This is a genomic window from Roseateles subflavus (assembly GCF_030285365.1).
Lineage (GTDB): Bacteria > Pseudomonadota > Gammaproteobacteria > Burkholderiales > Burkholderiaceae_C > Roseateles_B > Roseateles_B subflavus.
Window position 1 is genome coordinate 16,078 of record NZ_JASVDS010000003.1, and the last position, 25,850, is coordinate 41,927.

Annotated in this window: 24 protein-coding genes and 2 tRNA genes; 14 read left to right on the top strand and 12 right to left on the bottom strand. The window is 69.4% G+C overall.

The features are described from left to right. The first annotated feature begins 118 nt into the window (after window positions 1–118). The 4 genes from dsbD (at window position 119) to QRD43_RS11075 (ending at window position 3,373) form a co-directional block, all read left to right on the top strand. Window positions 119–2,017 (top strand): protein-disulfide reductase DsbD, encoded by a 1,899-nt coding sequence (gene dsbD, locus QRD43_RS11060; RefSeq protein ID WP_285982546.1) that lies wholly within the window; start codon window positions 119–121, stop codon window positions 2,015–2,017. A 38-nt stretch (window positions 2,018–2,055) separates the two neighbouring features. Beyond that, window positions 2,056–2,132, top strand: a tRNA-Met gene (locus QRD43_RS11065). 170 nt (window positions 2,133–2,302) lie between these two features. Further along, window positions 2,303–2,379, top strand: a tRNA-Met gene (locus QRD43_RS11070). Window positions 2,380–2,608: 229 nt separating this feature from the next. Beyond that, on the top strand, window positions 2,609–3,373 hold the full coding sequence (locus QRD43_RS11075) for a ProQ/FINO family protein (protein ID WP_285982547.1): 765 nt from the start codon (window positions 2,609–2,611) through the stop codon (window positions 3,371–3,373). A 174-nt stretch (window positions 3,374–3,547) separates the two neighbouring features. On the opposite strand, the gene QRD43_RS11080 is transcribed toward QRD43_RS11075, so the two are convergent. Further along, window positions 3,548–3,775, bottom strand: coding sequence for a hypothetical protein (locus tag QRD43_RS11080; RefSeq protein ID WP_285982548.1), 228 nt, complete (start codon window positions 3,773–3,775; stop codon window positions 3,548–3,550). Between the two features lie 284 nt (window positions 3,776–4,059). On the opposite strand from QRD43_RS11080, the gene QRD43_RS11085 reads away from it, so the two are divergent. Both QRD43_RS11085 and QRD43_RS11090 read left to right on the top strand, forming a co-directional pair. Beyond that, window positions 4,060–4,422, top strand: a complete 363-nt coding sequence (locus tag QRD43_RS11085) for an ArsR/SmtB family transcription factor (protein WP_285982549.1) — start codon at window positions 4,060–4,062, stop codon at window positions 4,420–4,422. Window positions 4,423–4,502: 80 nt separating this feature from the next. Then, on the top strand, window positions 4,503–5,066 hold the full coding sequence (locus QRD43_RS11090; protein ID WP_285982550.1) for a thymidine kinase: 564 nt from the start codon (window positions 4,503–4,505) through the stop codon (window positions 5,064–5,066). Between the two features lie 105 nt (window positions 5,067–5,171). On the opposite strand, the gene QRD43_RS11095 is transcribed toward QRD43_RS11090, so the two are convergent. Next, complete coding sequence (locus tag QRD43_RS11095) at window positions 5,172–5,411, bottom strand: hypothetical protein (protein ID WP_285982551.1); 240 nt, start codon at window positions 5,409–5,411, stop codon at window positions 5,172–5,174. Window positions 5,412–5,610: 199 nt separating this feature from the next. Further along, entirely contained in the window at window positions 5,611–6,369 is a 759-nt protein-coding gene (locus QRD43_RS11100; RefSeq protein WP_285982552.1) for an enoyl-CoA hydratase/isomerase family protein, read from the bottom strand. Window positions 6,370–6,643: 274 nt separating this feature from the next. Between QRD43_RS11100 and QRD43_RS11105 the strand changes: the two genes are divergently transcribed. The 4 genes from QRD43_RS11105 to QRD43_RS11120 all read left to right on the top strand — a co-directional run bounded on the left by QRD43_RS11105 (window position 6,644) and on the right by QRD43_RS11120 (window position 10,936). Further along, window positions 6,644–7,678, top strand: coding sequence for a branched-chain amino acid ABC transporter permease (locus QRD43_RS11105; RefSeq protein ID WP_285982553.1), 1,035 nt, complete (start codon window positions 6,644–6,646; stop codon window positions 7,676–7,678). Window positions 7,679–7,691: 13 nt separating this feature from the next. Next, the gene (locus QRD43_RS11110) at window positions 7,692–9,470 is read left to right on the top strand and encodes a branched-chain amino acid ABC transporter ATP-binding protein/permease (protein ID WP_285982554.1); all 1,779 of its coding nucleotides are present in this window, start codon (window positions 7,692–7,694) and stop codon (window positions 9,468–9,470) included. Between the two features lie 19 nt (window positions 9,471–9,489). Next, window positions 9,490–10,221, top strand: a complete 732-nt coding sequence (locus QRD43_RS11115) for an ABC transporter ATP-binding protein (RefSeq protein WP_285982555.1) — start codon at window positions 9,490–9,492, stop codon at window positions 10,219–10,221. Window positions 10,222–10,366: 145 nt separating this feature from the next. Continuing rightward, a complete protein-coding gene (locus tag QRD43_RS11120) occupies window positions 10,367–10,936 on the top strand; it encodes a hypothetical protein (protein ID WP_285982556.1) in 570 nt (189 codons plus the stop codon). A 24-nt stretch (window positions 10,937–10,960) separates the two neighbouring features. Here the strand turns inward: QRD43_RS11120 and QRD43_RS11125 are convergent, their stop codons facing one another. The 6 genes from QRD43_RS11125 to QRD43_RS11150 all read right to left on the bottom strand — a co-directional run bounded on the left by QRD43_RS11125 (window position 10,961) and on the right by QRD43_RS11150 (window position 16,273). After that, complete coding sequence (locus QRD43_RS11125; RefSeq protein WP_285982557.1) at window positions 10,961–12,235, bottom strand: FAD-dependent oxidoreductase; 1,275 nt, start codon at window positions 12,233–12,235, stop codon at window positions 10,961–10,963. Next, on the bottom strand, window positions 12,232–12,477 hold the full coding sequence (locus tag QRD43_RS11130) for a (2Fe-2S)-binding protein (protein ID WP_285982558.1): 246 nt from the start codon (window positions 12,475–12,477) through the stop codon (window positions 12,232–12,234). Before QRD43_RS11130 ends, QRD43_RS11125 begins: the two co-directional genes overlap by 4 nt. After that, on the bottom strand, window positions 12,474–13,604 hold the full coding sequence (locus QRD43_RS11135) for an NAD(P)/FAD-dependent oxidoreductase (protein ID WP_285982559.1): 1,131 nt from the start codon (window positions 13,602–13,604) through the stop codon (window positions 12,474–12,476). Before QRD43_RS11135 ends, QRD43_RS11130 begins: the two co-directional genes overlap by 4 nt. 10 nt (window positions 13,605–13,614) lie before the next feature. Then, a complete protein-coding gene (locus QRD43_RS11140) occupies window positions 13,615–14,568 on the bottom strand; it encodes a 4-hydroxyproline epimerase (RefSeq protein ID WP_285982560.1) in 954 nt (317 codons plus the stop codon). Between the two features lie 16 nt (window positions 14,569–14,584). Beyond that, window positions 14,585–15,271 (bottom strand): GntR family transcriptional regulator, encoded by a 687-nt coding sequence (locus QRD43_RS11145; RefSeq protein ID WP_285982561.1) that lies wholly within the window; start codon window positions 15,269–15,271, stop codon window positions 14,585–14,587. 81 nt (window positions 15,272–15,352) lie between these two features. Continuing rightward, window positions 15,353–16,273: a dihydrodipicolinate synthase family protein gene (locus QRD43_RS11150; protein ID WP_285982562.1), complete on the bottom strand. Its 921-nt coding sequence runs from the start codon at window positions 16,271–16,273 to the stop codon at window positions 15,353–15,355. A 220-nt stretch (window positions 16,274–16,493) separates the two neighbouring features. Here QRD43_RS11150 and yajC point away from each other — a divergent pair, with 220 nt between their 5' ends. The 4 genes from yajC (at window position 16,494) to QRD43_RS11170 (ending at window position 22,431) form a co-directional block, all read left to right on the top strand. Beyond that, window positions 16,494–16,820, top strand: a complete 327-nt coding sequence (gene yajC / locus QRD43_RS11155) for a preprotein translocase subunit YajC (RefSeq protein ID WP_285982563.1) — start codon at window positions 16,494–16,496, stop codon at window positions 16,818–16,820. Window positions 16,821–16,949: 129 nt separating this feature from the next. After that, window positions 16,950–18,854, top strand: a complete 1,905-nt coding sequence (gene secD / locus QRD43_RS11160; RefSeq protein ID WP_285982564.1) for a protein translocase subunit SecD — start codon at window positions 16,950–16,952, stop codon at window positions 18,852–18,854. A gap of 20 nt (window positions 18,855–18,874) precedes the next feature. Continuing rightward, window positions 18,875–19,912, top strand: coding sequence for a protein translocase subunit SecF (gene secF / locus QRD43_RS11165; protein ID WP_285982565.1), 1,038 nt, complete (start codon window positions 18,875–18,877; stop codon window positions 19,910–19,912). 38 nt (window positions 19,913–19,950) lie between these two features. Beyond that, a complete protein-coding gene (locus QRD43_RS11170; RefSeq protein WP_285982566.1) occupies window positions 19,951–22,431 on the top strand; it encodes a DUF1631 family protein in 2,481 nt (826 codons plus the stop codon). Window positions 22,432–22,624: 193 nt separating this feature from the next. Here the strand turns inward: QRD43_RS11170 and QRD43_RS11175 are convergent, their stop codons facing one another. The 3 genes from QRD43_RS11175 to QRD43_RS11185 form a co-directional block, all read right to left on the bottom strand. Further along, window positions 22,625–23,077 carry a Smg family protein gene (locus QRD43_RS11175; protein ID WP_183104031.1) on the bottom strand — a complete coding sequence of 151 codons (453 nt, stop codon included), beginning with the start codon at window positions 23,075–23,077 and terminating at the stop codon, window positions 22,625–22,627. Window positions 23,078–23,246: 169 nt separating this feature from the next. Beyond that, window positions 23,247–24,404 carry a DNA-processing protein DprA gene (gene dprA / locus QRD43_RS11180; protein ID WP_285982567.1) on the bottom strand — a complete coding sequence of 386 codons (1,158 nt, stop codon included), beginning with the start codon at window positions 24,402–24,404 and terminating at the stop codon, window positions 23,247–23,249. Window positions 24,405–24,472: 68 nt separating this feature from the next. Beyond that, a complete protein-coding gene (locus tag QRD43_RS11185; protein ID WP_285982568.1) occupies window positions 24,473–25,636 on the bottom strand; it encodes a LysM peptidoglycan-binding domain-containing protein in 1,164 nt (387 codons plus the stop codon). Between the last annotated feature and the right edge of the window lie 214 nt (window positions 25,637–25,850).

Sequence of the window (25,850 nt, forward strand, 5' to 3'; positions counted from 1 at the left end):
TGGCGGCTGGCCTTGGCAGCCGCTAAGCTGCGCGCTTCGCCGCGGCCGCACCGTGGCGCCCGGCAAGAGCCAACGCCGGGCGCTCTGTGCCGGCGGCCTGGCACGAAGAGAACTCAGCATGAACATGATCAAGCAAGCGGTATCGCCCTGGCTGGTGCGGGTGCTCGCACCCCTCCTGTTGGTGGTCGGTGCATGGGCGCCCGCAGCGGCGCAGGCGGACGACTTCCTGGAGCCCGAGCAGGCCTTCAAGCTGGCCGCCCGCGTTCAGGGCGACAAGAGCCTCGAGCTGCGCGTCACCATCGCGCCCGGCTACTACATGTACCGGGAGCAGTTCCAGTTCGCAGCCGACGGCGTGCAACTCAAGCCCGCCATTCCGGACGGCAAGAAGAAGTTCGACGAGACCTTCCAGAAGGAGGTCGAGATCTACCGCGACGGGCTCACGATTCGTCTGGACGTGACCCAGGCCCCTGCCAGCTTCGAGCTCAAGGCCACGGGTCAGGGTTGCGCGGACAAGGGGCTGTGCTATCCGCCCATGACGCGCCCTCTGCAGGTGCAATTGAAGGGCTTTGGGGGTGCCGGGCAGGTGCGCCTGTTGCCGCCGGGCGAAGGGCTCGGCAGCTTCGGGGATGGCGAGGCGATGGCGCCTGCCACCGAGGGGGCGCCGGCCGGCAGCGATGCCAGCGCCGGTGTGCGCGCGGCGTCGTCCAATGAGCCCGGCGGGCTCGAGGGGGCGCTGCAGTCCGGGCGCTTCTGGTGGGTCGTCGCGCTGTTCTTCCTGGGTGGCGTCGGGCTGTCGCTGACGCCCTGCGTGCTGCCGATGGTGCCCATCCTGGCATCGATCATCGTGGGGGGCGGTCAGCAGGTGTCGCGCGGTCGCGGCTTTGCGCTTGCGCTCGCCTACTCTCAGGGGATGGCCCTGGTGTACACGGCGCTGGGCGTGGCGGCGGGGCTGGCGGGCGAGGGGCTGGCGGCCTACTTCCAGTCGCCTTGGGTTCTGGGGACGTTCGGCGTCGCGCTGGCGGTGTTCGCGCTGTCCATGTTCGGGGCCTACGAGCTCCAGCTGCCCAGCCGATTCGCCAATCGCCTGAACGATGCCTCGCAGCGCCTGCAGGGGGGGCGCCTGGTGGCCGTGTTCGTGATGGGCGCACTGTCTGCGCTGCTGGTCAGCCCTTGCGTCACGGGTGTGCTGGCGAGCGCGCTGCTGTACCTCAGCAAGACGCACGACGTCGTGCTGGGCGGCTCGGCGCTGTATGCCATGGCCAATGGCATGAGCGTGCCGCTGCTGCTGCTGGGACTGTCGGCAGGATCGCTGCTGCCCCGTGCCGGCGCCTGGATGGATGGCGTGAAGCACTTCTTCGGGATGTTGCTGCTGGCGGTGGCGATTTGGACGGTGCAGCCGCTGCTGTCAGATGCCGTCACGCAGATTCTGATCGGCGCGCTGGCCGTGGCGGCGGCCCTGGCGCTGGGGCTGTTCAAGGGCTGGCATCCGCATGCGGGCCCGCGCGCCTGGCTGGGCAAGACGGCGGCACTTGCCGCGCTGGTCTTCGGTCTCCTGCAGTGGGTCGGCGCCGCCGCCGGTGGGACGGATCCGCTCAAGCCGCTGCGCGGCGTCTTCGGTGTGTCTTCGGCCCAAGCGGCCACGCCCGCTGGGGTCACGCAGGGGCTGGAGTTCCGGAAGATCCACAGTGTCGAGGAGCTCGACGCCGCGCTGAAGTCGGCCGGGCGCCCGGTCATGCTGGACTTCTACGCGGACTGGTGCAAGTCCTGCAAGGAGATGGAACGCTTCACCTTCACGGACGCGAAGGTGCAGCAGCGTCTGTCCAAGGCCCTGCTGCTCAAGGCGGATGTCACGGCCAATTCGCCGGAAGATCGCGAGCTGCTCAAGCGATTCAAGCTCTTCGGTCCGCCGGGCACGATCTTCTTCGATGCGAGCGGTGCAGAGCTGCAGGACCGCCGGGTCATCGGCTTCCAGGACGCCGCTACCTTCATCCGGTCGCTGGAGGCTGCCGGCATTTGATCGGCTCTTCAAATTCGTGCTATACTTTTAGCTTCAGTCGCGGGGTGGAGCAGTCTGGTAGCTCGTTGGGCTCATAACCCAAAGGTCGTAGGTTCAAATCCTGCCCCCGCAACCAGAATTCTTGAGGAAGGCGCTGGCATGCAGCCGCGTTTGACTCGAAGCCAGCCGCTGGCCATCCAGGTGATCTGCAGTGATTTCCTGATGTCAGGCGGCTTGTTTTTTCCTCGGTTCACAACCGGGGCGGCATCCGAAGGGCCCAGGCCCTGATGCTGGCGACAGTTCAGTCGCGGGGTGGAGCAGTCTGGTAGCTCGTTGGGCTCATAACCCAAAGGTCGTAGGTTCAAATCCTGCCCCCGCAACCAATCAAGGCCCGTGAGTCTCCATGCTCATGGGCCTTTTGTCTTGATGGGCACGCCGTTCGCCCGCTGGGCCGCGATCCTCTCCGTGGGCCCTGCCTGTGTCCGGCGGCGAGCGCAAGCGGGGCGGGTTGGTACTTGTGACGTCGCGCAGGTGGCCCCACCAACCATGTGCCATGCGGCATGCGGGCCGAGAGTTGGCACAATCCGAGTTTTGCACCTTCGAATCCAATCCATGTCTGAATCGACTACTCAGCCGGGCGCTGACCAGCAAGCGCAGCAAGCAGCCTGTGCCGAGCAGCTCAAGGCCCTGTTCCCTGCCTTGTTCACGGGGGCGCCCAAGCCGGTGAAGCTGCGCATTCAGGCGGATATCCAGGAGCGCGCGCCCGGCCAGTTCAGCAAGCAGCAGTTGTCTGCGTTCCTGCGTCGCCACACCGGCAGCACGGCCTATCTGAACGCGGTGATCAAGTCGACGCACCGTTTTGACCTGGATGGACAGGAAGCCGGCGAGATCACGGCCGAGCACAAGCAGGTGGCCCGTGACGAGCTGACCCGCCGACGCGCCAAGCACCAGGAGCGGCAGGCGCAGGAAGAGGTCGCGCAGCGTCAGCGCTTCGAGCTGCTGCGTGCCTTCGAGACCACGACGCTGACGCGCGCCAACTTCTGCGCACTCAAGGGGCTGGCGGAAGACCAGCTGGACGGCCTGCTGGCCCTGGCCCGGGAAGAGGCGAAAGCCCGTGCCGCCCGTCCCCGCGCCCAGGAGGGCGGTCGCCCCGGCGCTGGAGATCGACGTGGTGCACCGGGTGCCGATCGCCGCGGCCCGCGTCAGGGACGTCCGGACGAGCGCCGCCACGGCCGTGGCGGCCCCGCGAAGGGCGCCTCCCCCAAGGTGCGCCCGCCCGCGGCTGGTGGCGATGCTGCGGTCCCTGCAGCGGCCACCGCAGTGACGGCCGAACCGACAACCGCGCCCGCCGCGGTGCAGGACGCCCAGGAAGGTTGACATCCGGGCGGCGGTCGGCGCGAGTTCGCGCGCGATCCAGGCCTGGAATGCAGAAAAGGGGCTGCCAGCCGGTCAAGGCTGCTGCCCCTTTGTCGTGATTTCGCCGTGCCGGATGTGGCCGGTGCCCAAGCGGGTATCGACGTACGCGCCCTGCCGGCGCGCCGCGTCATGGCCTCAGATGGATGACTTCACGCCGGTCTTTGTGTCACTCGCGCAACTCGGTTTGCAGACCACTTCGTTGCGACCGAGGACGCGCTTGGACTGCAGGGCGCTGGGCGGACGGTGCTTGCCGCACTTGAAGCAGGAACGGGTGTGCCCACTGCCAAGAAACGGCGAACCGCCGAGCTTGGACTCGTAGCGCAGGCCGTCTTCGCTGACGGCCGTGTATGTATCTTTGCTCATTCTTGTCCTTGTCCTGGCCCACCTCTTGCCATGTACAGCGAGGGTGAAGGGCGAACCGAGAATGTCGAAATCCCTCTGAACCCAATTTAGGCACATGCCGCGGTCGGCCGCTACCTCGCAAACCCACGCTCTTGTCACAAACCGCGTCACGGCCTGACTGCCGACATCCCGCGAGCAAGGGAGTCGGGTGACGGGGCCCCGGCCCCGGCGGGCGCATCGCGAACCCGGCGCGGGCTTTTGGTGCATCATGGGCGCTTGAACGTCCTTCCCCTGTCATCCCCTCCATGCAAGACCTGCCGCCCGAAGCGCTTCAGCAGATTGCTGCCTATTTCCAGGTGCTGGCCGAGCCCACACGCCTCAGATTGCTGAATGCCCTTCGCGACGGCGAACGCAATGTGGGGGACCTGGCGGCGCTGTGCGGCTCCACGCCTGCCAACGTGTCTCGCCACTTGTCCCAGCTGGCCAAGCAGGGGCTGGTGGAACGGGAGGGCCGCGGCAACAGCGTCTACTACCGCATGGCTGACGCGTCGGTCTACGCGCTGTGCGACCTCGTGTGCGGAAACATCGCCCGACGCTTCGAACGCGACGTGCAGGCGCGCGAGCTCTTCCGCGAGGCGCGGGCCAGCGGGCGGGCCAAGGCGGGCTGATCCCGCCGCCGGGTCTGGCCTCAGGCGCAGGTCGGCGCGCTTGGCGCACAATCCGCGTTTTTGAATTGCCTGCCCCCGCCATGGCCAAACTGTTTTTCCGCTATGCGGCGATGAACGCCGGCAAGTCCACCGCCCTGCTGCAGGTCGCGCACAACTACGAGGAGCGTGGCCATCGCGTGCGCATCTTCACGGCGCAGCTGGACGACCGCTATGGCCGCGGCTACGTCACCTCGCGCCTGGGGCCCCAGCGGGCGGCGGAAGTGTTCACGCCACAGACGGACTTCCTGGCCCTCACCCAGGCGGATCCCGGCATCGCCTGTCTCCTGGTGGACGAGGCGCAGTTCCTGAGCAAGTCGCAGGTCCATGCGCTGCATGAGATTGCGCACCTGCGCAACCTGCCGGCCATCTGCTATGGCTTGCGGACGGATTTCAGGGGGGAACTCTTTCCCGGTTCCGCGACGCTGCTGGCCCTGGCGGACGAGATGGACGAGATGAAGACCATCTGCGACTGCGGGCGCAAGGCAACCATGAACATGCGGGTGGACGAAAGCAACCGCAAGGTCACCGAGGGGGCGCAGGTGGAAATTGGTGGAAACGCACGCTACCGCGCGGTCTGCGGGCGCTGCTTCCGGCAGGCGGCCTGAGTCCGCGGGGCGTCGCTCCATGGAAAAACGGCCCGGGCAAAGCCACGGGCCGTCTGGACGGTGCGAACGGGGAGGGCGATGCCCGGCCCCGTCGCGGGGGCGCGCTCAGCCCTTGGTGTTGAGTTGCTCTTCGAGTTCCTTGCAGGAGGGCGCGCACACCGGCTGGGACTTGCCCAGCAGCTTCTTGGACTTCAGCATGGCCCGAGGGCGGTGCTTGCCGCAAAGAAAGCACGACATCGTGGCCGCGCCAAACGAAGAGGTGGCCGCGAAAGGCGAGCCGGGAGCTTTTGATCGGTAGCGCAGACCATCGGCGTCGATGGTCGTCTTGGTACTGTCCTTGGCCACGCTGGTCCTGACTGATATATGAGTAAAACGACGAGGATCCGGTCTTTCCGAGCTTCCTCTGCCCGAGAAACCGGCCTTTCTACACCCTCTATTTTCCATCATCAGGCGCTGTTCGGCGCAGACCGGGGGTGAGAATTTCGCCGCAGTCCCCCGCTCATGGGGCGGCCGCCCCGACCGGGCACGGGCGTCGCCCCTGGCCTCAGCAGCCGGTGAAGCGCGGCGTCCGTCGCTCCTGCCAGGCTTGCACGCCCTCGGCCAGGTCCCGCGAGGCGCCGGCACGGGCGATGTCGCGTGCAAGCTGTGCTGGATCGAGCTCATGGCGGGCGATGGCATTGAGGTGCCGCTTCATGCCGTCCAGCGCCAGCGGGGCCAGCTCGCACAGGGACTGCGCGAGGGCTTGCGCCTCGGCCTGCAGGAGCGCCCCGTCCTCGTACAGCCGGTCCAGGAAGCCGCAGGCGAGCATGGCGTCGGCATCGAGCGTCTCGCAGGCGAGCAGGATGCGCTTGGCCATGCCCAGGCCCAGGCGGTTCACATAGCGCGTCATGCCGCCACGGTAGAAGTGCAGGCCGAGCCGGGCGGCCGGCACGAACATCTCGCAGGCGCGGGTGCCCAGGCGGAAGTCGCAGGCCAGCGCGAGATCGGTGGCGCCGCCGTAGACGCCGCCCTGGATGGCCGCGATCGTGATCGGACGTGCGTTCTCCCAGGCATCCGTCAGCCGCTCGAACAGCGCGCCCGCATCAACGCCCGGCACGGCGCCGATGTTGAATCCGCTGCAGAAATGCCGGCCCTCGCTCTGCAGCAGCAGCACGCGGACATCCGCCGTCTGGTTGACCACTGCGAGGTGCTGCTCCAGCGTCTGCAGGTCCTGGATCTCCAGGCGGTTGGCCACCTTCGGCCGCCGCAGCGTGATGCAGGCCAGGTGCTGGTCGATGTGCAGACGGGGGGCGAGGTGGGGCATGGCGGCGCAGGAAATCGGTGGCATCGCCAGTGTAGGGGCCGGCGCCCGGCACCATTCCCCGACCAAGCCGCTCGGGCATTGGGCGCGCGTCGCGCATCCGACGGGACCAGACTGTCGGTGGGGCGTCAATGTCGGGGCCGGTGAGGCCTCAAAAGGCCCGCAAATTCATCGACCGACCGGTCGGACTATTTCTTGAGCCTTGTCAATGCGCGTTGGCACGAAGCGTCGTGTCAGGCGCTTTGTTTAGAGTGGGCCGCAACTAGAGGCGGTGTCCATGGATTTCACAATAGCAAGCATTCTCGCGCTGGACGGGTTCACCAACGGCGCCATCTATGCGCTGCTGGCCCTGGCCACGGTGCTGGTCTTTGCGGTGACGCGGGTGATCTTCATCCCCCAGGGCGAGTTCGTGGCCTTCGGGGCGCTGACGCTGGCCGCGATGCAGCAGGGGCAGACGCCGGCGACCGTGCACTTCCTGCTGCTCATGACCGCCCTGGTGGCCCTGCTGGATGGATGGCAGGCCTGGCAGGGCAGGCAAGGCCTGCGGGGGCTGATGCGGGTGGCGCGGCAGGCGCTGCCGGGCTTGCTCATCGGCGTGTTGGCCCTCTGGGCGGCCCCGCGCCAGTGGCCGCTGCCCTTGCAGGCAGCGCTGAGCCTGGCCATCGTCACGCCCATGGGCGCGCAGGTGTACCGCCTGGCCTACCAATCGCTGGCGGACGCGTCGGTGCTGGTGCTGCTGATCGTCTCGGTCGGCGTGCACTTCGCCTTGACGGGCCTCGGGCTGGTGTTCTTCGGCGCCGAGGGCTCGCGCAACCCGGCCTTCTGGGACGCGAGCTTCTCTGCCGGGCCGCTGAGTCTCTCGGGGCAGACCGTGATCATCGTGGCCGCGGCCGGCGCGCTGATCGCCGCCCTGTGGCTCTTCTTCGAGCACAGCCTGCGCGGCAAGGCCCTGCGTGCCACGGCCGTCAACCGGCTGGGCGCGCGGCTGATGGGCATTTCCAGCACCGCGGCCGGCCAGCAGGCCTTCACGCTGGCGGCGTTCATCGGCGCCCTGTCGGGCCTGCTCATCAGCCCGACGACGACCATCTTCTATGACAGCGGCTTTCTGATCGGCCTCAAGGGCTTCGTGGCCGCCGTGTTCGCCGGCCTGGCCAGCTACCCGGGGGCGGCGCTGGGCGCGGTCCTGGTCGGCCTGCTGGAGTCCTTCAGCTCCTTCTGGGCCAGCGCCTACAAGGAAGTCATCGTCTTCACCTTCATCCTGCCCGTGCTGCTGTGGCGCTCCCTGCGCGACCCGCATGGCGAAGAGCATTGAGCAGGAGGTCCCCATGTCGCAAAGCAAAGTCCTGCCCGCCCTCGCGCTGCTGCTGTTCTTCCTGCTGCCGGCCCTGCCGGTGCCGGAGTTCTGGATCACCCAGCTCAACTACATCGGCATGTTCGCCCTGGTGGCGCTCGGCCTGGTGCTGCTCACCGGGGTGGGCGGCCTGACGTCCTTCGGCCAGGCCGCCTTCGTGGGGCTCGGGGCCTACACGACGGCTCTGCTGTCCACGCACTTCGGCCTGTCGCCGTGGCTCGGTCTGCTGGCGGGGCTGGCGATCACGGGGGCGGTGGCGCTGGTCCTCGGCCTGCTGACGCTGCGCATGTCCGGCCACTACCTGCCGCTGGCCACGATCGCCTGGGCGCTGAGCCTGAACTACCTCATCGCCAACACCGAGTTCCTCGGCAAGTACGACGGCCTGCTGGGTCTGCCGGCGCTGCAGCTCGGTTCCCTCCCCCTGGCCAGCGGCCGGGCGATGTTCGCGCTCATCTGGGCCTGTGCGCTGCTGGCCGCACTGGGCGTGAAGCACCTGCTGGATTCGCGCCCGGGCCGCGCCATCCGCGCGCTCAACGGCGGCACCACGATGGCCGAGGCCATGGGGGTGTCGACCTTCCGCTACAAGCTCGGCGTCTTCGTGCTCGCGGCCCTGCTGGCGTCGATGTCGGGTTGGCTGTTCGCCCACTTCCAGCGCACCGTCAACCCGAGCCCCTTCGCGCTGAAGATGGGCATCGAGTACCTCTTCATGGCCGTGGTCGGCGGCATCGCGACGGTGCCGGGCGCCTTCGTCGGGGCGGGCGTGGTCAAGTTGCTGGAGGACCAGCTGAAGGAGCTGCTGCCCCGCCTGCTCGGCAGCAACGGCAACTTCGAGATCATCGTGCTGGGCGTGGTCCTCGTGCTGATGCTGAAGTACGCGCCCAAGGGGCTGTGGCCCTTCGTGCAGGCCGCGTGGCAGCGCCGCCATCCCGCCCGCGTCCGCCTGCGCGACTGGGAAGGGGCCGCAGCCTTGCCTTCACGCGACAAGCCCCAGCGTGGCGAGCTGCTGCTCGACGTCGACCGCATCCGCAAGCAGTTCGGCGGCCTCGTCGCGGTGAACGATGTGAGCTTCCAGATCCGCGCGGGCGAGATCATCGGCCTGATCGGACCCAATGGGGCGGGCAAGTCCACCACCTTCAACCTGGTCAGCGGCGTGCTCTCGGCCACCAGCGGTCGCGTGCAGTTCCGCGGGCAGCCCGTGGCCGGGCTTGGTTCCCGCCAGATCGCGGAGCGCGGCATGTCCCGCACCTTCCAGCACGTGAAGATGGTGGCGGACATGACGGTGCTGGAGAACGTGGCCCTGGGCGGCCACCTGCGCAGCCGTGCGGGGATGGTCGCGAGCATGCTGCGTCTCAACGCGAGCGAGGAGCGCCAGCTCTTTGCCGAGGCGGAGGCGCAGCTGCGCCGCATCGGCATGGCCGAGCAGATGCACGAGCTCGCCGGCAATCTGGCCCTCGGTCCGCAGCGCCTCATGGAGATTGCGCGGGCGCTGTGCAGCGACCCCTCGCTGCTGCTGCTGGACGAGCCCGCCGCCGGCCTGCGTCACAAGGAGAAGCAGGCCCTGGCGGCGGTGCTGAGGCAGCTCCAGGACGAGGGCCTGAGCATTCTGCTGGTCGAGCACGACATGGAGTTCGTGATGGGCCTCACCGACCGACTCGTCGTGATGGAGTTCGGCACCAAGCTGATCGAGGGCACGCCGCAGGAGGTGCAGGACAGCCCCATCGTGCGGGCGGCCTACCTCGGCACCGAGCATTGACCCGCGCAGGAGAGAGACGATGACGCAATTGCTGCAAGTGCGCGGACTGCATGCCGGCTACGGCCGCGCCGAAGTCCTCAGTGGCCTGGACCTGGACCTGGCGCAGGGACAGGTCGTGACGGTGATCGGCCCCAACGGCGCGGGCAAGAGCACGACGCTCAATGCCCTGATGGGCGTGCTGCCCTCGCGCGGCCAGGTCACTTTCGATGGCGAGGACCTGACGGGCTGCGGCCTCGAGGAGCGCGTGATGCGGGGCATGGCCCTGGTGCCGGAGAAACGCGAGCTCTTCACCACCATGAGCGTGGCCGACAATCTCCTGCTGGGCGGCTTCCGGCCGATGCGGCTCGGGCAGCGCGAGTGGCGTGACGAGCTGGAGCGGGTCTACCAGATCTTCCCCCGGCTCAAGGAGCGGCGCGAGCAGATGGCCGGCACGCTGTCCGGCGGCGAGCGCCAGATGCTCGCGGTCGGCCGCGCGCTGATGTCTCGGCCCAAGCTGCTCATGCTGGACGAGCCGAGCCTCGGCCTCGCGCCCTTGATCGTGAAGGAGATCTTCCGCATCGTGGCGCAGCTGCGCGAGGCCGGCGTGAGCATCCTGTTGATCGAGCAGAACGCCCGAGCCGCGCTGGAAGTGGCGGATTACGGCTACGTGCTGGAAACGGGGGAGATCGCGCTGCAGGGGCCGGCGGCCGAGCTGGCGCGCGACCCGCGCGTGATCGAGACCTACCTGGGCGCTGCACGCAAGTCCGCCTGAGGGCCGGCGCGTTCTCGGCCTGCCCTTTCATCTGCGCAAGGTTCCGCTCGGGGCGACCGGGCTGCAGCCTGTCGCGCCGCACTGGAGAAGGGCCGGCGGGCCTCGATATCCTGGGGACCAATGACCGTCTTCCAGGAGATGCCCCATGAATGCCCGCTGCTCGTTCCCCGCCTTGCGCCCTCTCTCGTCCCGCCTGATGGCCGCCCTTGCGTTGCCCGCTGCGCTGCTGCTGGCCCCTGCGGCGATGGCGCAGAGTGACAAGCCCGCCCGCGGCGCCAGCTCCAGCGGTTTCAGCGCCGGCGTGGAGTTCAGGGCCCAGGCCACACCGGCGGACGTCGGCCTGCCGGCGTATCCCGGTGCCGTGCCGCAGTTCGACAAGAAGGACGATGCGGCCTCGCTGACCATGGGCCTGTGGGGCGGCACCTTCGGCTTCAAGCTGGTGGTGACCAAGTTCGCGACGGACGACAGCCTCGAGACCGTCAGCCGCTTCTACAAGGACGCCCTGGGCAAGTACGGCCCGGTGCTGGACTGCAGCCAGAACACCGGCGGCACGAAGAAGGACGAAAAGATCCTGAGCTGCGATGACGACAAGCCCGAGAAGGGCGGCCTGCTCTTCAAGGCCGGCAAGCCTGAGGCCTACCGCCTGGTGAGCCTGCAGCAGCGCGGCAGCAAGGTCCACTTCCAGCTCGTGCGCATCGAGGGTCCCAAGCGCTGAACACGGCGGCACGCACCGCCGCGTTCAGTCCGCGTCCAGCAGGCTGCCGATGGGCAGCGGCTGCAGCGGGAAGCGCACACCACGCTGCGGATGGGCCTCGGGCCAGCCCAGCAGCTGCTGGGTGATCGGGCCGCAGATCCGCCCCTGGCAGGCGCCCATGCCGCAGCGGGTCTGCAGCTTGGCCTCACGCCAGCTGGGCCAGGCCTGCAGCTCGCGCAGGCGAATCCCCTCGCAGCGGCACACGCGCACGTCAGGCGTGCAGCGCGCCCATTGCGCCGGCGTCGGACCGAAGTGGCGCGCGAGCCGGTCGGCAAAGCGCAGGGCCCGGCCGTGTGCGCGCCGCAGGGCGCTGGGCGCGGGGGAGCCGAGCATGGCGAGGGCCGCCAGCTCGCCTTCGATCCAGGCCTTGCGCATGCCGCCGATGCCGGTGCACTCGCCCGCGGCATGCACGCCCGGGACACTGGTGCGCAGTTGCGCATCGACGCGGATGTGCCCATCCGGCCCCGTCTCGCAGCCCCGCATGGCGGCCAGTTCGCTGTTGGGGATCAGCCCGAAGCCGAGGCCGAGCGCCTCGCAGGGTTCGTCCCACTCGCGTTCGCCGTCTCCCAGCCGCACGCCTTCGACTCGGTCCTGGCCGAGTACACGGAGGACCTGCACACCCGTGCGGTAGGGCACGCCGCGCAACTGCCACCGCAGGGCCAGCGCCTGGCGCCATTGCGAGGCGTCGAGCCGGCTGGCGAAAAGGGCCAGGTCTTGCCACCGATGCAGCTCGGCGATGCCCTGCAGCCGGGCACCGGCCTCCTGCAGCGTCTTCGCGGTGGCCAGCAGCAGCGGCCCGCTGCCCGCCAGCATCACGCGCTGGCCGGTGACGGGCCACCCGCCCTTGACCAGCGCCTGCAGGCCACCCGCGCCAGTCACGCCGGGCAGCTCCCAGCCGGGCACGGGCACGTGCAGCTCGCGGGCGCCGAGCGCCAGCAGCGTGTGCTCGCCGTGCAGGGCCCGCAGCGGACCGCCGGCCGGGGCCTGCGCCAGGATGCCGCCGTCCGGCGTGACGCCGACGGCCATGTGCGCGGGCAGGTAGCGCAGGCGAGGGTGATCCAGCCAGTGCGGGAGGCGGGCGGCCACGCGGCGCGCATGGGCGTCCTGCGCCTGTGGGCCGCCGCGCCAGATCTGGCCGCCGGCCGTCGCCTGGTTGTCGATCCACAGCACGTCGGCATCGGCCTGCAGCAGGGTCCGCACCGCGGCGAGGCCCGCCGGCCCGCCGCCGACCACGAGATGGGAGGCGTGCAGCGCGCTCATGCCAGGGTCTCCACCCGCATGCCGTCGGCCACCAGGCGCATGCAGGCGAGTGACTCGTCCTGGCCGTCGATGCGCACCCGGCAGGCCTGGCACTGGCCCATGCCGCAGAACACGTCGCGTGCGCCGCCGTGGGCGGTCAGTCCGAACACCGCGACGCCGCTGCGGCGCAGGGCCGCCGCCACGGTGATGCCTTCGGGCACGGCGCGCGGGCTGCCGTTGATGTGGAGCGTGAGTGTCTTCATCGGTCCTGTGCCGCCAGGAATCGAGCGGGATCGTAGGGCCGGGCGTCGAGCGCCGCGGGCTGGGCCAGGCTGAGGTCCGCCAGCAGTTCGGCCGTGGCCAGGGAGGTGGTGATGCCCAGCCCCTCGTGCCCGCAGGCGACCCAGGTGCTGCGCAGCCGGGGGTGCGCACCGATCAGCGGCTGGCCGTCGCCGCTGGCCGGGCGGATGCCGCTCCAGCAGCGCAGCAGGCTCTGCTGCGGCAGCGTGGGCAGGTAGTCGGCCGCACAGGCCAGCATGCGACGCAGCATGGGCAGGTCGATCTCGCGGTCCTCACGGCCGATCTGCCGCGAGGAGCCGATCAGCCATTGCCCGGCCGGCCGCGGCTGGACGTTGAAGGACACGGTGTCCTCGTCCACCCGATGCGCCTTCTTGAGGTAGCCCAGCTCGACGAGCTGGTGGCGCAGCGTCTGCTCGCGGGCCTGGGTGATGGCCAGCTGGCCTTTCTTGGGCACGAGGCAGCCCTCGGGCAGGAAGCGCTGGCTGGCGAGCCCGCCGCACAGCACGACCATGGCGGCGCTGACGACCCGGCCATCCCGCAGGCGCACGCGGCCCGGATGCAGGGCCTGCACCTCGCCGCGGATCAGCAGCGCGCGCGCCTCGTCCAGCCACTGCTGCACGACCTTGGGCGGGTAGACCCGACCGTCCGCGGGCACGCGCAGCGCTCCCACCAGGCGGTGATGCAGCAGCGGCTCCGCCTGCCGCAGCGCGGCCGCATCCAGCAGCTCGGCGGCCAGCCCCTCGGACTGCAGCCACTCGGCCTTGCGCCGCGCGATCTGCCATTCCTCGTCATCCGCTGCCAGCCACAGCGTGCCGCAGCGCTGGAACTCGGCCGTGTGCCCATGGTCCCGGGAGGCGGCCAGCCATTCGGCCCACTTCTGCATGGACCGGCGCGAGAGCCGGTACTCGTGCTCGTCGCTCGCGCCCTCGGCGTCGACGACGAGCAGATGGCCCATGGACGCCGCCGTCGCACCACCGCCGGGGGCGGCCTGCTCGACGACCGCGACCGACAGCCCGCGCTGCGCGAACTCGCGCGCGCAGGCGGCGCCGACGATGCCGGCGCCGATGATCAGCACATCGGCCTGCAGCATGGCGGTGGTCTCAGCGGGGGATGCCCCAGGCGAACGGGTCGCCGGGCTGGATGATCAGTTGCGCGTCGAGGTTCACGTAGGCGCGGCCGGTGATGGTGGGCAGGATGCGGCCGGAGCCGTCGCCCGCGGGCTGGAAGCGCCCTTCGAAGACGCTGCCGATCACGCTTTCCTGCAGCCACCGGGCGCCCGGCGCCAGCTGGCCGTCGGCGGCCAGGCAGGCGAGCTTCGCGCTGGTGCCCGTGCCGCAGGGCGAGCGGTCATAGGCACTGCCGGGGCACAGCACGAAGTTGCGCCCGTCGTTGGCCGGATCCGCCGCCGGGCCGATCAGCTCGATGTGGTCGATCTCGGCCCCGTCGGCTCCCGTGATGCCCTGCGCCACGAGGGCCTGGCGCACCCGCTCCGAGAAGGCCGTGAGGGCCACGGTGCGATCGGGGGTCAGGTCTTGCCCGTGGTCGTCGCACAGGAAGAACCAGTTGCCGCCCCAGGCGATGTCGCCGTGCAGCCGGCGGCCGTCGACGTCGACCGGAACCTGGTGCGCCAGGCGGTAGGCCGGCACGTTGGCGATGCTCACGCGGCCGTCCTCATGGAGCGTGGCCGTGATCTCACCGACGGGCGTCTCGATGCGGTGAGCGCCCGGCTGGAGGCGGCCCAGGTAGGCCAGCGTGGCGACGAGGCCGATGCTGCCGTGCCCGCACATGCCGAGGTAGCCGACGTTGTTGAAGAAGATCACCCCCGCCGCGCACGCCGGGTCGACGGGCTCGCACAGCAGCGCGCCCACCAGCACGTCCGATCCGCGCGGCTCGTTCATCAGCGCTCGGCGCCAGGCGTCGTGCTCGCTGCGCAGGCGCTGCAGCCGCTCGGCCATGGGGCCGCCGCCGAGGTCGGGGCCGCCGCTGACGACGAGTCGCGTGGGCTCGCCGCCGGTGTGGGAGTCGATGATGCGGGTGGGGGTGATGGGCGTCATGGGGGAAGCAGGGCTCTCAGGCGATCACCTGCTGCGCGAACTGCCGCAGGTAATCCATCAGTTGGTCCGCCGCCGCCGCCGCCGCCTCGCTCTGCCCCTGGGCGATGGCTTCTGCAAGCAGCTGGTGGCAGCGCGCGCCTTCGCTCATGTCGCCCTGGTGCTGGTAGGCGGTCCAGAAGCGCCGGCACTGGATGACCATGGGGATCACCGCGGCGACGGCAGCCTGGTTGCGGCAGGCGGCGTGGTTGACGTGGTCCAGGGCCTGGTCGGCCTGGAGGTAGGCAGTGAGGTTGCCGGCCTTGGCGGCGGCCGTCATCTCGGCGGCGCAGGCGAGCAGGGCTTCGCGCTGCGGAGGCGTCGCCCGGCGCGCGCTGGTGCTGGCGATGAGGCGCTCCAGCGCACGGCGGGCCTCCAGCAGGTCCAGGTGCTGGGCCAGCTGGATGTCGCTGACGAGCAGGCCGCGGCGCGGCAGCTGCACGATCAGGCCGTTGGCGACCAGACGCATCAGGGCTTCACGCGTGGGCGTGCGCCCGAGGCCGATGCGCTCGATCAGCTCGGCTTCGACGATGGGCGCGCCCGGCTTCAGGGCCAGCGTGGCGATGAGGTTCTCGATCGCGTCGTAGGCCTGGTCGGCCACGCGCCGCTTGTCGAGGGCCTCGTCGCCCGCCTCGTGCGGGATGGGGGAGGACGTTGTTGCGTTCATGCCCGCATCTTCGCAGCAGAAGCGCGCCTGCCTATGCCGGATTACGCGAAATGGCGACAGTCACCGAGGCCGGCTCGGGCGTCAGAAGAACTGGCGCAGGTCCGGGCGGGTGTCCAGACCCTTCTGGATGATGGCCTGCACGCGCTCGCGCTCGGCGCCCACCAGCGGCATGCGGGGGCGGCGGACGTGCTCGGTGCCGACGCCCACCATGGCCTCGGTCAGCTTGATGTTCTGCACCAGCTTGGTGGAGACGTCGAGGTGCAGGAGCGGCGTGAACCACTGGTACAGCTTCAGCGCCTCGTCGTAGCGCTTGGCCTGCATCAGGCGGTACAGCGCCACGGTCTCGGCCGGGAAGGCCGTGCACAGGCCGGCCAGCAGGCCGTCGCAGCCCAGGGCCAGGCCCTCGAAGCTGAGGTCGTCCACGCCGATGAAGAGCTGGTAGCGCGTGCCCAGGGCATTGCGAAGGTCCGTCAGGCGGCGGATGTTGTCCGTCGACTCCTTGATGGCGACGAGCCATTTGCAGTCGGCCAGCTCGACGAAGTTCTCGGGCGTCAGGTCGACCCGGTAGGCCACCGGGTTGTTGTAGACCATGGTGGGCAGCTGGGCGGCGTTGGCGATGGTGCGCACATTGGCCATGGCCTCACGGGCGTCGGCCACGTAGATCACCGAAGGCATGAGCATCAGGCCCTGCACGCCGATCTTGTTGGCGCCCTCCACGTAGCGCAGCGCCTCGCGGGTGCTGGTCTCGGAGACATTGGCCAGCACCGGCACGCGGCCGGCCGACACCTTCACGGCGATCTCGGCCACCTGCAGCTTCTCTTCCAGCGTCAGCGTGCTGGCTTCGCCCAGCGAACCACCCGTCACCAGGCCGTCGACGCCATTGGCGATGAGGAACTCGAAGTGGCGCTCCATGGCCGGGACGTCGAGGTTCTCGGCGGCATCGAACTTGGTGGTCACGGCGGGGTAGATGCCGCGCCATTGGGGCAGGGGGCGGGAAGTCATCAGGATCTCCTGTTTCAATATATTTGCAGAATATTCGTTGAAAAGGGGGCTGTCAACCCCAGATCCCAGGCACCGGCGTCCGCTGAGCGCCCGACGCCCGGGCCGGCGTCCCGGGCGGGGGCAGGCCCCAGGCTCCGGGGGCCGGCCTGACGCATACAATCCGCGATCCGTCCGCGCTGGCACTGCCGTGCGCGCGGGCCATTCCAAGAGGGTTCAGACCGTGTTCATTTCTACTGCTTTCGCCCAGACCGCTGCTCCGGCGGCCCAGAGTCCCGAATCCAGCCTCATGGGCATGCTGCCCCTGGTGCTGATGTTCGTCGTGCTCTATTTCGTGATGATTCGTCCGCAGATGAAGCGTCAGAAGGAGCACAAGGCCATGATCGACGCCCTGGCCAAGGGCGACGAGATCGTGACCAGCGGCGGCCTGCTGGGCAAGGTGGCCAAGATGGACGACAACTTCCTGAGCGTGGAAGTCGCCAGCGGCGTGGAAGTCAAGGTCCAGCGTTCGGCGGTGGTCCAGGTCCTGCCCAAGGGCTCGGTCAAGTAAGACACCCCGGCGGCGCGCCCGGTGGCGGGCCGCCTGTCATTCATCCGGCCCGGGCCGCCCCAGTGCGGTGCCGGGCATGTTTTCAGGGCGCGAGCCCAGGTCTGGTCCAGACCTCCAGAGGATGCCTCCATGAACCGTTATCCCTTGTGGAAGTACGCGCTGCTCGTCGTCGCGCTGCTGATCGGTCTGATCTACACCCTGCCCAACTTCTTCGGCGAGGCGCCGGCGGTGCAGGTGTCCAGTGGCAAGGCCACGGTGAAGCTGGACGCGGCCATGGTGGCCCGCGTCGAGGCGGCCATGCAGGCCGTCGGCGTCAAGGCGGACTCGGTGGCCTTCGAGGGCAATTCCGTGCGCGCCCGCTTCAATGACACCGACACCCAGCTCAAGGCCAAGGACGCCATCAACAAGGCGATCAACACCGACCTGAGCGAGCCGTCGTACATCGTGGCGCTGAACCTCGTGTCGCGCTCGCCGGACTGGCTCAAGAGCCTGCGTGCCTTCCCGATGTACCTGGGCCTGGACCTGCGCGGCGGCGTGCATTTCCTGATGCAGGTGGACATGAAGGCGGCGATCGCCAAGAAGGTCGAGTCCCTTGTGGGCGACACCCGCTCCATGCTGCGCGAGAAGAACCTGCGCCATGCCGGCATCGCCAAGGAGGGCAACGACCTGGTCATCGCCTTCCGCGACGTCGAGACCCGCACCGCCGCGCTGGGCCTGCTGCAGGACAAGCTGCCGGACATGCAGTGGCTCCCCCAGGGCGAGGGTGCCGAGCTGAGCCTGCGAGGCAGCTTCAAGCCCCAGACGCTCGCTGCGGTGCAGGACGCCGCGCTGAAGCAGAACATCACCACGCTGCACAACCGGGTCAATGAGCTGGGCGTGTCCGAGCCCGTGATCCAGCAGCAGGGCCTGGATCGCGTCGTGATCCAGCTGCCGGGCGTGCAGGACACCGCCAAGGCCAAGGACATCATCGGCCGTACCGCCAACCTCGAGTTCCGCCTGGCCGACATGTCCTCCGAGGCCATGGCTGCGCTGGCCGGTACCGGCCCCGTGCCCTTCGGCCGCGAGCGCTTCGGCGTCGGCCGCGGAGCGCCCGTGATCGTCTACAAGGACGCCATCGTCACCGGCGACCTGCTCACGGACGCCCAGCCCCGTCAGGACGAGAACCACCAGCCGGCCGTCTCGGTGCGCCTGGATGCCAAGGGCGGGCGCCTGATGAAGGAGGTGTCGCGCGTCAACGTGGGCAAGCACATGGCCGCCATCCTCTTCGAGAAGGGCAAGGGCGAAGTGCTGACCGTGGCCCGCATCAACAGCGAGCTGGGCAGCGACTTCCAGATCACCGGCATGGGCTCGACGGAGAACGCCGCCGACCTTGCCCTGCTGCTGCGCGCCGGCGGCCTGGCCGCGCCGATGGAAATCATCGAAGAGCGCACCATCGGCCCGACGCTCGGCGCCGAGAACATCGCCAAGGGCATGCACAGCGTGGCCTGGGGCTTCGCCGCGGTGGCGATCTTCATGTGCATCTACTACATGCTCTTCGGCGTGTTCTCCACGCTCGCACTGGGCTTCAACCTGCTGATGCTCGTGGCCGTGCTGTCGATGCTGCAGGCGACGCTCTCGCTGCCGGGCATGGCCGCCATCGCCCTGGTGCTGGGCATGGCCATCGATTCCAACGTGCTGATCAACGAACGCGTCCGTGAGGAGTTGCGCAGCGGCGCGACACCGCAGGCAGCCATCTTCGCCGGCTACGAACGCGCCTGGGCCACCATCCTGGACTCCAACGTCACCACGCTGATCGCCGGCCTGGCGCTCCTGGCCTTCGGCTCGGGCGCGGTGCGGGGCTTCGCCATGGTGCACTGCCTGGGCATCATGACGTCCATGTTCTCCTCGGTGATGTTCTCGCGCGCCCTGGTCAACCTCTGGTATGGCCGTCAGAAGAAGCTGAAGTCCCTCTCCGTGGGCCAGGTCTGGAAGCCTGCCGCCGAACCCGGCAGCGCCTCGACCGACACCCCCGAAGCGGCCGAAGGCAAGGCCTGACCCCCTGACAGGAATCCGACATGGAACTCTTCCGAATCAAGCGGGACATCCCGTTCATGAAGCACGCGTTGGTCTTCAACGCGATCTCCTTCCTCACCTTCGCAGCCGCCGTCTTCTTCCTGATCACGCGTGGTCTGCACTACTCGATCGAGTTCACCGGCGGCACCGTCGTCGAGGTGGCCTACGCCCAGAGCGCGGACATCGAGAAGACGCGGGCCACGGTCGAGCACATGGGCTTCGGCGAGGTCACGGTGCAGAAGTTCGGCACGTCGCATGACGTGATGATCAAGATGCCGCCCCACAAGACGATCAAGCAGGACAAGGTCGTCGGCCAGGTCTTCGTCGAGCTCTGCGCGGCGGAAAAGGGCCAGGTCTCCAAGCGCCAGACCGTGTCCGACAAGGGCGAAGGCATCGAGAAGGACGTCTGCACGACGGCCGACGGCGCCGAGCCGGTCAAGCTCTCGCGCAGCGAGGTGGTGGGCCCCTCGGTGGGTGCCGAGCTGGCGGCCGATGCGGCCAAGGCCCTGGCCATGACGGTCATCGGCATCATGATCTACCTGGCCTTCCGCTTCGAGTGGAAGTTCGCGGTGGCCGGCATCATCGCCAACCTGCACGACGTGGTCATCATCCTGGGCTTCTTCGCCTTCTTCCAGTGGGAGTTCTCGCTGTCCGTGCTGGCGGCCGTGCTGGCCGTGCTGGGCTACTCCGTGAACGAGTCCGTCGTGATCTTCGACCGGGTCCGCGAAGCCTTCCGCAAGTACCGCAAGCTCACCACGCACGAGGTCATCGACCACGCCATCACCTCGACGATGAGCCGCACCTTCATCACCCACGGCTGCACGCAGCTGATGGTGCTGTCGATGCTGCTGTTCGGCGGCCCGACGCTGAAGTTCTTCGCGGTGGCGCTGACCATCGGCATCTGCTTCGGCATCTATTCCTCCGTGTTCGTGGCCGCGGCCATCGCCATGTGGCTGGGCGTGAAGCGTGAGGATCTTGTCAAGACCGGCACCTCGGTCAAGGAAGATCCGGACGATCCGAACGCTGGAGCGGTGGTGTAGAGTCGTCCGCATGGCCGACTTCCCGTCCCACTTCGCCCATGAGCGGCACTGATCCGCGCCGGCAGGCCCAGGCGGCCCAGGCCCGGCGCGTCTTCACCGAGGCCCTGGTGCGCGGCATCGCCGCGACCGGGGCCGCGCTCCATGAGGCCGCTGCGCAACTGCTGCTGCAGCCCGCGGAGTACGCCCTCAGCGTGGCGCGCCGTGACGGCGTCGCCCTGTGGCAGCGGCGGGGCGTGGTGTGGCTGAGCATGCTCCGGGATGCCGTGCGCACGGCCGCCACGCAGGGCGTTCCCGAGCATGTCACCGTCAGCGGCAGCGCCAGTCTGAGCCTGGTGGATGACGACACCATCGAGCGCCAGATCACGGCCTCGCGCCTCGCGCTGGCCATGATGGACAAGGCGACGTGGGAGTTCACCGATCTGCGCACCCGCATGCTCCTGCTCGAGGGGCATGAGGAGCTGGCGCCGAACGATCTGGTGCGCGCACAGGCCCTGGCGCGACTTGTCCTCGATTGCTGGTACGCCAGTGGGCTCACGCCCACGGAATGGCAGCTGTTCCTGCTGACGCTCAACGAGGAGATGTCGCACCTGCTGCTGGAGGCCTACCACGAGACCAATCACTGGCTGATGCAGCAGGGGGTGCTGCCGGAGGTCGACCTGCGGCCCTACATCCGTCGCACGGCCGACAGCCGCCAGGCCTCCGCCGTGCCGGATGCCTCCCAGGACCCCGCCTTTGCGCCCACGACGCTCTACGCGCGGGGCTTGGGCGGGGCGGACGGGCCGCCGGGGCACGGCCATGGCGCGGCTTCCGCCGGGCATCAGGGCCAGGCGGCGGGCTTTGCCAGGACCGGGCAGGGGCAGGCCCTCGGGGCGTCGGCTCCCGCGCAGGGCGTCGTCAAGTCAGCCGTGCGCACCTCGGCCGAGCAGGTGATGGCCCAGCTGCAGCGGGTGCTGAATCGCCAGGTGCCCGGCATGTCCGCCGCCATGGCGCCGGCCATGAACGCCCCCACGCAGCCGATGCCGGCCGATCCGCGCGGCGATCGTGCGGGCCCCGCCACGCTCACCGGCCGCCTCCATGCGGCCATCAACCATGCCCAGGAAATGCTGCGCCATCGTGCGCAGCCGTCGCTGGCCAGCGCGCCCGGCGCGCCGACGTCCGGCGGCCTGGCGGGCGGCGCCCCCAGCACGGGCAGCCCCGTGCGCGAGATCCCGGTTCCCCAGCAGATCGAGGAACTCAAGGCCCGCAACCTGGCCGTCAAGCAGGTCCTCAAGCAGGCCGCCGACACGCCGGCCGAACGCGCCACGATCGAGGTGGTGGCCTTGCTGTTCCAGTCCATCCTGACGGAGGAGCGCATCCCGGCCTCGGTGCGCGTGTGGTTCGCGCGGCTGCAGATGCCGGTGCTGCGCGTGGCCATCGGCGAGCCGGACTTCTTTGCCACCACGGACCACCCGGCGCGACGCCTGATCGACCGCATGGGGGCCTGCGTGATGGGCTTCAACACCTCTTCCGGCGGCGACGTCAGCGAGGCGGTGGAGCGCGAGATCAAGCGTGTCGTGCAGGTCGTCGAGGCCTATCCTGACACCGGTCGCCGCGTGTTCCAGACGGTGTTGACGGAGTTCGAGAAGTTCCTCGCCCACTACTTCGAGCAGGAGAACAGCGCCTCCATCAAGGGCGTGTCCCTGGCCCAGCAGGTCGAGCAGCGGGAGACCCTGGCCATCCAGTACACCATCGAGCTGCGCAAAATGCTCAACGAGGTGCCGGTGCAGGATGGCGTGCGCGACTTCCTGTTCCAGACCTGGGCGGATGTGCTGGCCGTGACCGCCGTGCGGGCCGGCGCCCAGGCCGAGGTCACCAAGCAGATGAAGCGGGCCGCGGCGGACCTGATCTGGTCCGCGACGGCCAAGGTGTCCCGCGAGGAACGGGCCGAGGTGATCCGCCGGCTGCCCCCCCTGCTGAAGGTGCTGCGCGAGGGCATGGGCCACGCGGGCCTCTCCGCGCAGAGGCAGGACGAGCAGATCCGGGCGCTCAACAACTCCCTGGCGGCCGCCTTCACGGCCAAGTCCGCCAGCATCCCGCCGGAACGCCTCGAGGAGCTGATGAGCCAGCTCGAGACGCTGGAGGCCATGCTGCCCGACACTGCGGACGGCGAGCTGGACGAGACGCTCATGCGGGACCTGTCCTCGCACGAGTCGGAAGACCTGGAGGTCGTGGCCGAAGGGGGCGCGCCGCCGTCGGCGGCGATGGTCGCCTGGGCGCAGGAGCTGCAGGTCGGGTCCTGGTACATGCTGGACTACCGCGGCCGCAACGAGCCGGTGCAGCTGGCCTGGCGCGGCCTGCGGCATCAGTTGACGCTGTTCGTCTCGCCCAAGGGGCGCGGCGTGCTGTTCCAGCAAAGCCGCCTGGCGGCTTTCCTGCAAGCCGGGCTGCTGCTGCCGGCGCAGGACGAGGCCCTCACCGTCAAGGCCACGCGCAATGCCCTGGCCAAGATCGACGCGGATCCCGATCGCCTGCTGAACTGAAAACACCGGCCGAGGCGGGCACCTGGCCGCCGCTTGGCGCCGGCGTGCGGCGGGATGGGGCGTGCGACGCTGGACGTCGCGCCGCCGCGAGAAACGGGCCGGCATCGGCGCTGCCAAGAAAGCGCGCGGGGAGCGGCGCAGCAATGAAAAACGCGCCGGGAGCGGCGCGTCGGTGGAGCAATGGATCAGTGCATCAGTGGATCAGCCGATCCTCGGGCGCCACGAAGAGCTCGTCGAGGATGAGGGCGTCCGGCTCCTCGCCCAAGCTCCAGAACACCATCAGCACGATGATCTTGAGGTCTTCGAGGTCCAGCGGGGCACCGGGGATGGCCATGGCGCGGTCCACCACCATCTCCCGCATGGGGGGCGGCAGCACGCCGGCCGACTCCAGGAAGCTGATGAAGCCGACCGAGGCTTCGCCCAGGTGCTCCAGCTCATCCTTGGAATAGATCCGCAGGCTCAGGGCGCCTTGCTCCCCATGATGGGACTGCGCGGCGACCGCCAGGCCGTCCAGCCAGGAAAGCGCCTCCTGGATTTCGTCGGTCTCGAAGCCTACGGCTGACAATTTGCGAGTCAGCTGGGCGTGATCCGGACAGGCATCCGGCCGCCAGTAGGTCTCATAGAGATAGACGAGGACGTCAAACATGGCTGGACTATACCCCAGCCGTTCCGGACACCGATGCCGCGAAACAGGCCGCCACGGCAGGGCTTTTACGCAGTCTGGCGAGCCCCAAGGCCCCGTCCGGAAGGGCCGCGGTGGCCCTGCCGGCAGGCCGGCGGCAGGGACCGGCCCGGCCATGGAGGCCGCGATCGGCTCAGGCGCTGTGACGCCGCTGCAGCAGCCCGCCCGGCAGGCGAACGACGAGGCCGTCCAGCTCCAGGTCCAGCAGCAGCGCTTGCAGCAGCTCGGTCGGCCATCCGCCGCGGGCCTGCAGGGCGTCGAGGCTCACCGGCTCGTGGGACATGGCGGCGAGCAGGCGCTGATGCTCGCTGGCGCCCGCCAGACTCAGAGGGGCGCTCGGCAAGGCGTCCGACTCGGAGGGCGCGGAGGGCTCGGCTGTGGGGGTGGGGAGCCCGCTGTGCCGGGGCAGCTCTTCGAGGACGTCGGTGGCCGACTCCACCAGCTTGGCCCCTTGCCGGATCAAGGCATGGCAGCCCCTGCTCAGCGGGGAGTGGATCGAGCCGGGAATGGCGAACACCTCGCGCCCGGCCTCGCCGGCCAGCCGCGCGGTGATGAGCGAGCCGCTCTGCAGCGCCGCCTCGACGACGAGGCACCCCTCGGCCAGGCCCGCGATGATGCGGTTGCGCACCGGGAAATGAGGCGCCAGCGCCGGGGTGTCCAGTGCGTACTCGCTCATCAGCAGGCCCTGCTCGACGATGCGCATGGCCAGCGCGGCGTTGCGGCGAGGGTAGATCTCGTTGAGCCCCGTGCCCAGCACGGCGATGGTGCCGCCCGCGGCGGAGAGCGCGCCCTCATGCGCCGCCGCATCCACGCCGAGGGCCAGGCCGGACACGACGCAGTGGCCTCCCTCGCTGAAGTGGCGGGCAAAGGTGAGCGCATGGTCCAGCCCCTGGGGCGTGGCATTGCGGCTGCCGACGATGGCCAGCATGGGGCGGCGAAGCAGGCCCCGCTGGCCCCAGAGATACATCAGCAGCGGCGGATCCGCGGTCTCGAGCAGTGCCTGGGGGTAGTCCGGGTCCCCCAGCAGCAGCAGGCTGCGGCGCCCATCTTCCTTGAGCCACAGTCGCGTCTGCTCGAGCAGGGCCTCCAGCTGCTCGGGCGGGCGGCCCAGGGCCTGAGCGGCCTGCGGGCCGATGATGCGGGACCAGTCGGCCGGGCCGCGCTCAAAGATGGCCCGAGGCTCGCCAAAGGCCGCCAGCAGGCGGCGCAGGGAGGAGCGGCCGAGCCCCGGCGTCTCCACGAGGCGCAACCAGGCGGAGAGCTCCCCGGGATCACGAATCGGCGCAGGCATGCCAGGGACCCTGGAGGGAAGCGCGGTGGAGGGGCTGGCGATCAGGCCCGGAGATCAGGGCGGCAGCATCAGGGCTGGGAGAGGCGATCGCCCGGCCCGACGGGCTGTTGCGCCGACAGGATCAGCGCGTACGAGACGCGGCGGAAGGTCTGGAACACGAACAGCTTGCCGTTCTTTTCGTCCGGCAGGCGGATGGCGTCGGCACGACCGGTGCCGCTGCTGGTGTCACGCACTTCCTGGCCGGTGCGCCACAGGGCCAGCACATGCCCCTGCTCCATGCCGTCCTGCGTGCCCTTGTTGATCGAGACGATCTGGTTCTGGCCGGCGTTCAGGCCCTCGCCGTAGACCGCAATGACGCGGCCATCGATGGCCTTGCCCGGCGCATGGGGCACGTAGCGGTTGAAGGTGCGGGGCGGCACGGGGGCCAGGCGGTCGCCTGCGTTGACCTCCTGACGGATCTGCTTGACCTGGAAGGTGGCAGGCACCTCGAGGGTCTTGCCGTCGGCCGGGGTGCCGGGGCGGAGGAATTCCAGCGAGCCCACATAGGCGGCCTCATAGCCCAGCACTTCCTTGGTGAGCGGGTCGCGCAGGGGCTTGGCCGTGCGGAAGGCGCGGTAGTCGCCTTGCGTCGGGAGCGTGCCGCGGACATAGGCCAGATCCCCGCGGCTCAGCAGCACGCGGCCTTCCTGGGCGGCGGCCACGCGGGGGGCCGATGCGAGGCTGTCCTCGTCGAGGACGATGGCCTCGTTCAGGAAGGGCTCGATCAGGTGCATGGGGATGGCGGGGATGCCGCCGTCGTCCAGGGACTCGGCCCGCGCGCGGGGCGAGAGCTTCACGGTGCCGTTCGGGCCCGTGATCGACTGGGCCAGCTCCAGTCGCGCACGGCCATCCACCTTGACCAGCACCAGCTGCTGGCCGGGGTAGATCAGGTGGGGGTTGCGGATCTGGTCCTGGTTCATGCCCCAGAGTTCCGGCCAGCGCCAGGGGCTCTTGAGGAAGAGCGTGGAAATGGCCCACAGCGTGTCACCCTTCTTCACGGTGTAGCTGTCCGGGGCATCCGGGGCGAGTTCCGACAGGGGCACGCCGGCCTGGGCCACCTTCTGGGCGGTCTCCCGCTGGGACTGGCTGATGGGGAAGTCGGTGGCCATGGCCGGCGCTGCGCTGAGAAGGGCGGCCGCGGCCCACAGGGCGGTGACGAGGGGGGCGGGGCGCAGCATGGGCCATGAAGTCATCGGTCGTTCTCCTGCGGGCTGCCGGTGCATCGGGGGAGGCGCCGGACCCGCTGTTTTCTTGCCTGTCGGCATGCAGTGGGAATACTGAGGGGCGAGCCGGGGAGTGCGGCCGCACGCAGGGTGATCAGCAAGAACGCTGAAGTCCTGCGGCAGATCGGCGAAAATCCCCTCAGCTTGAGATGATTCTGCCCCTAAAGCGGGTGGACGTTGCAAT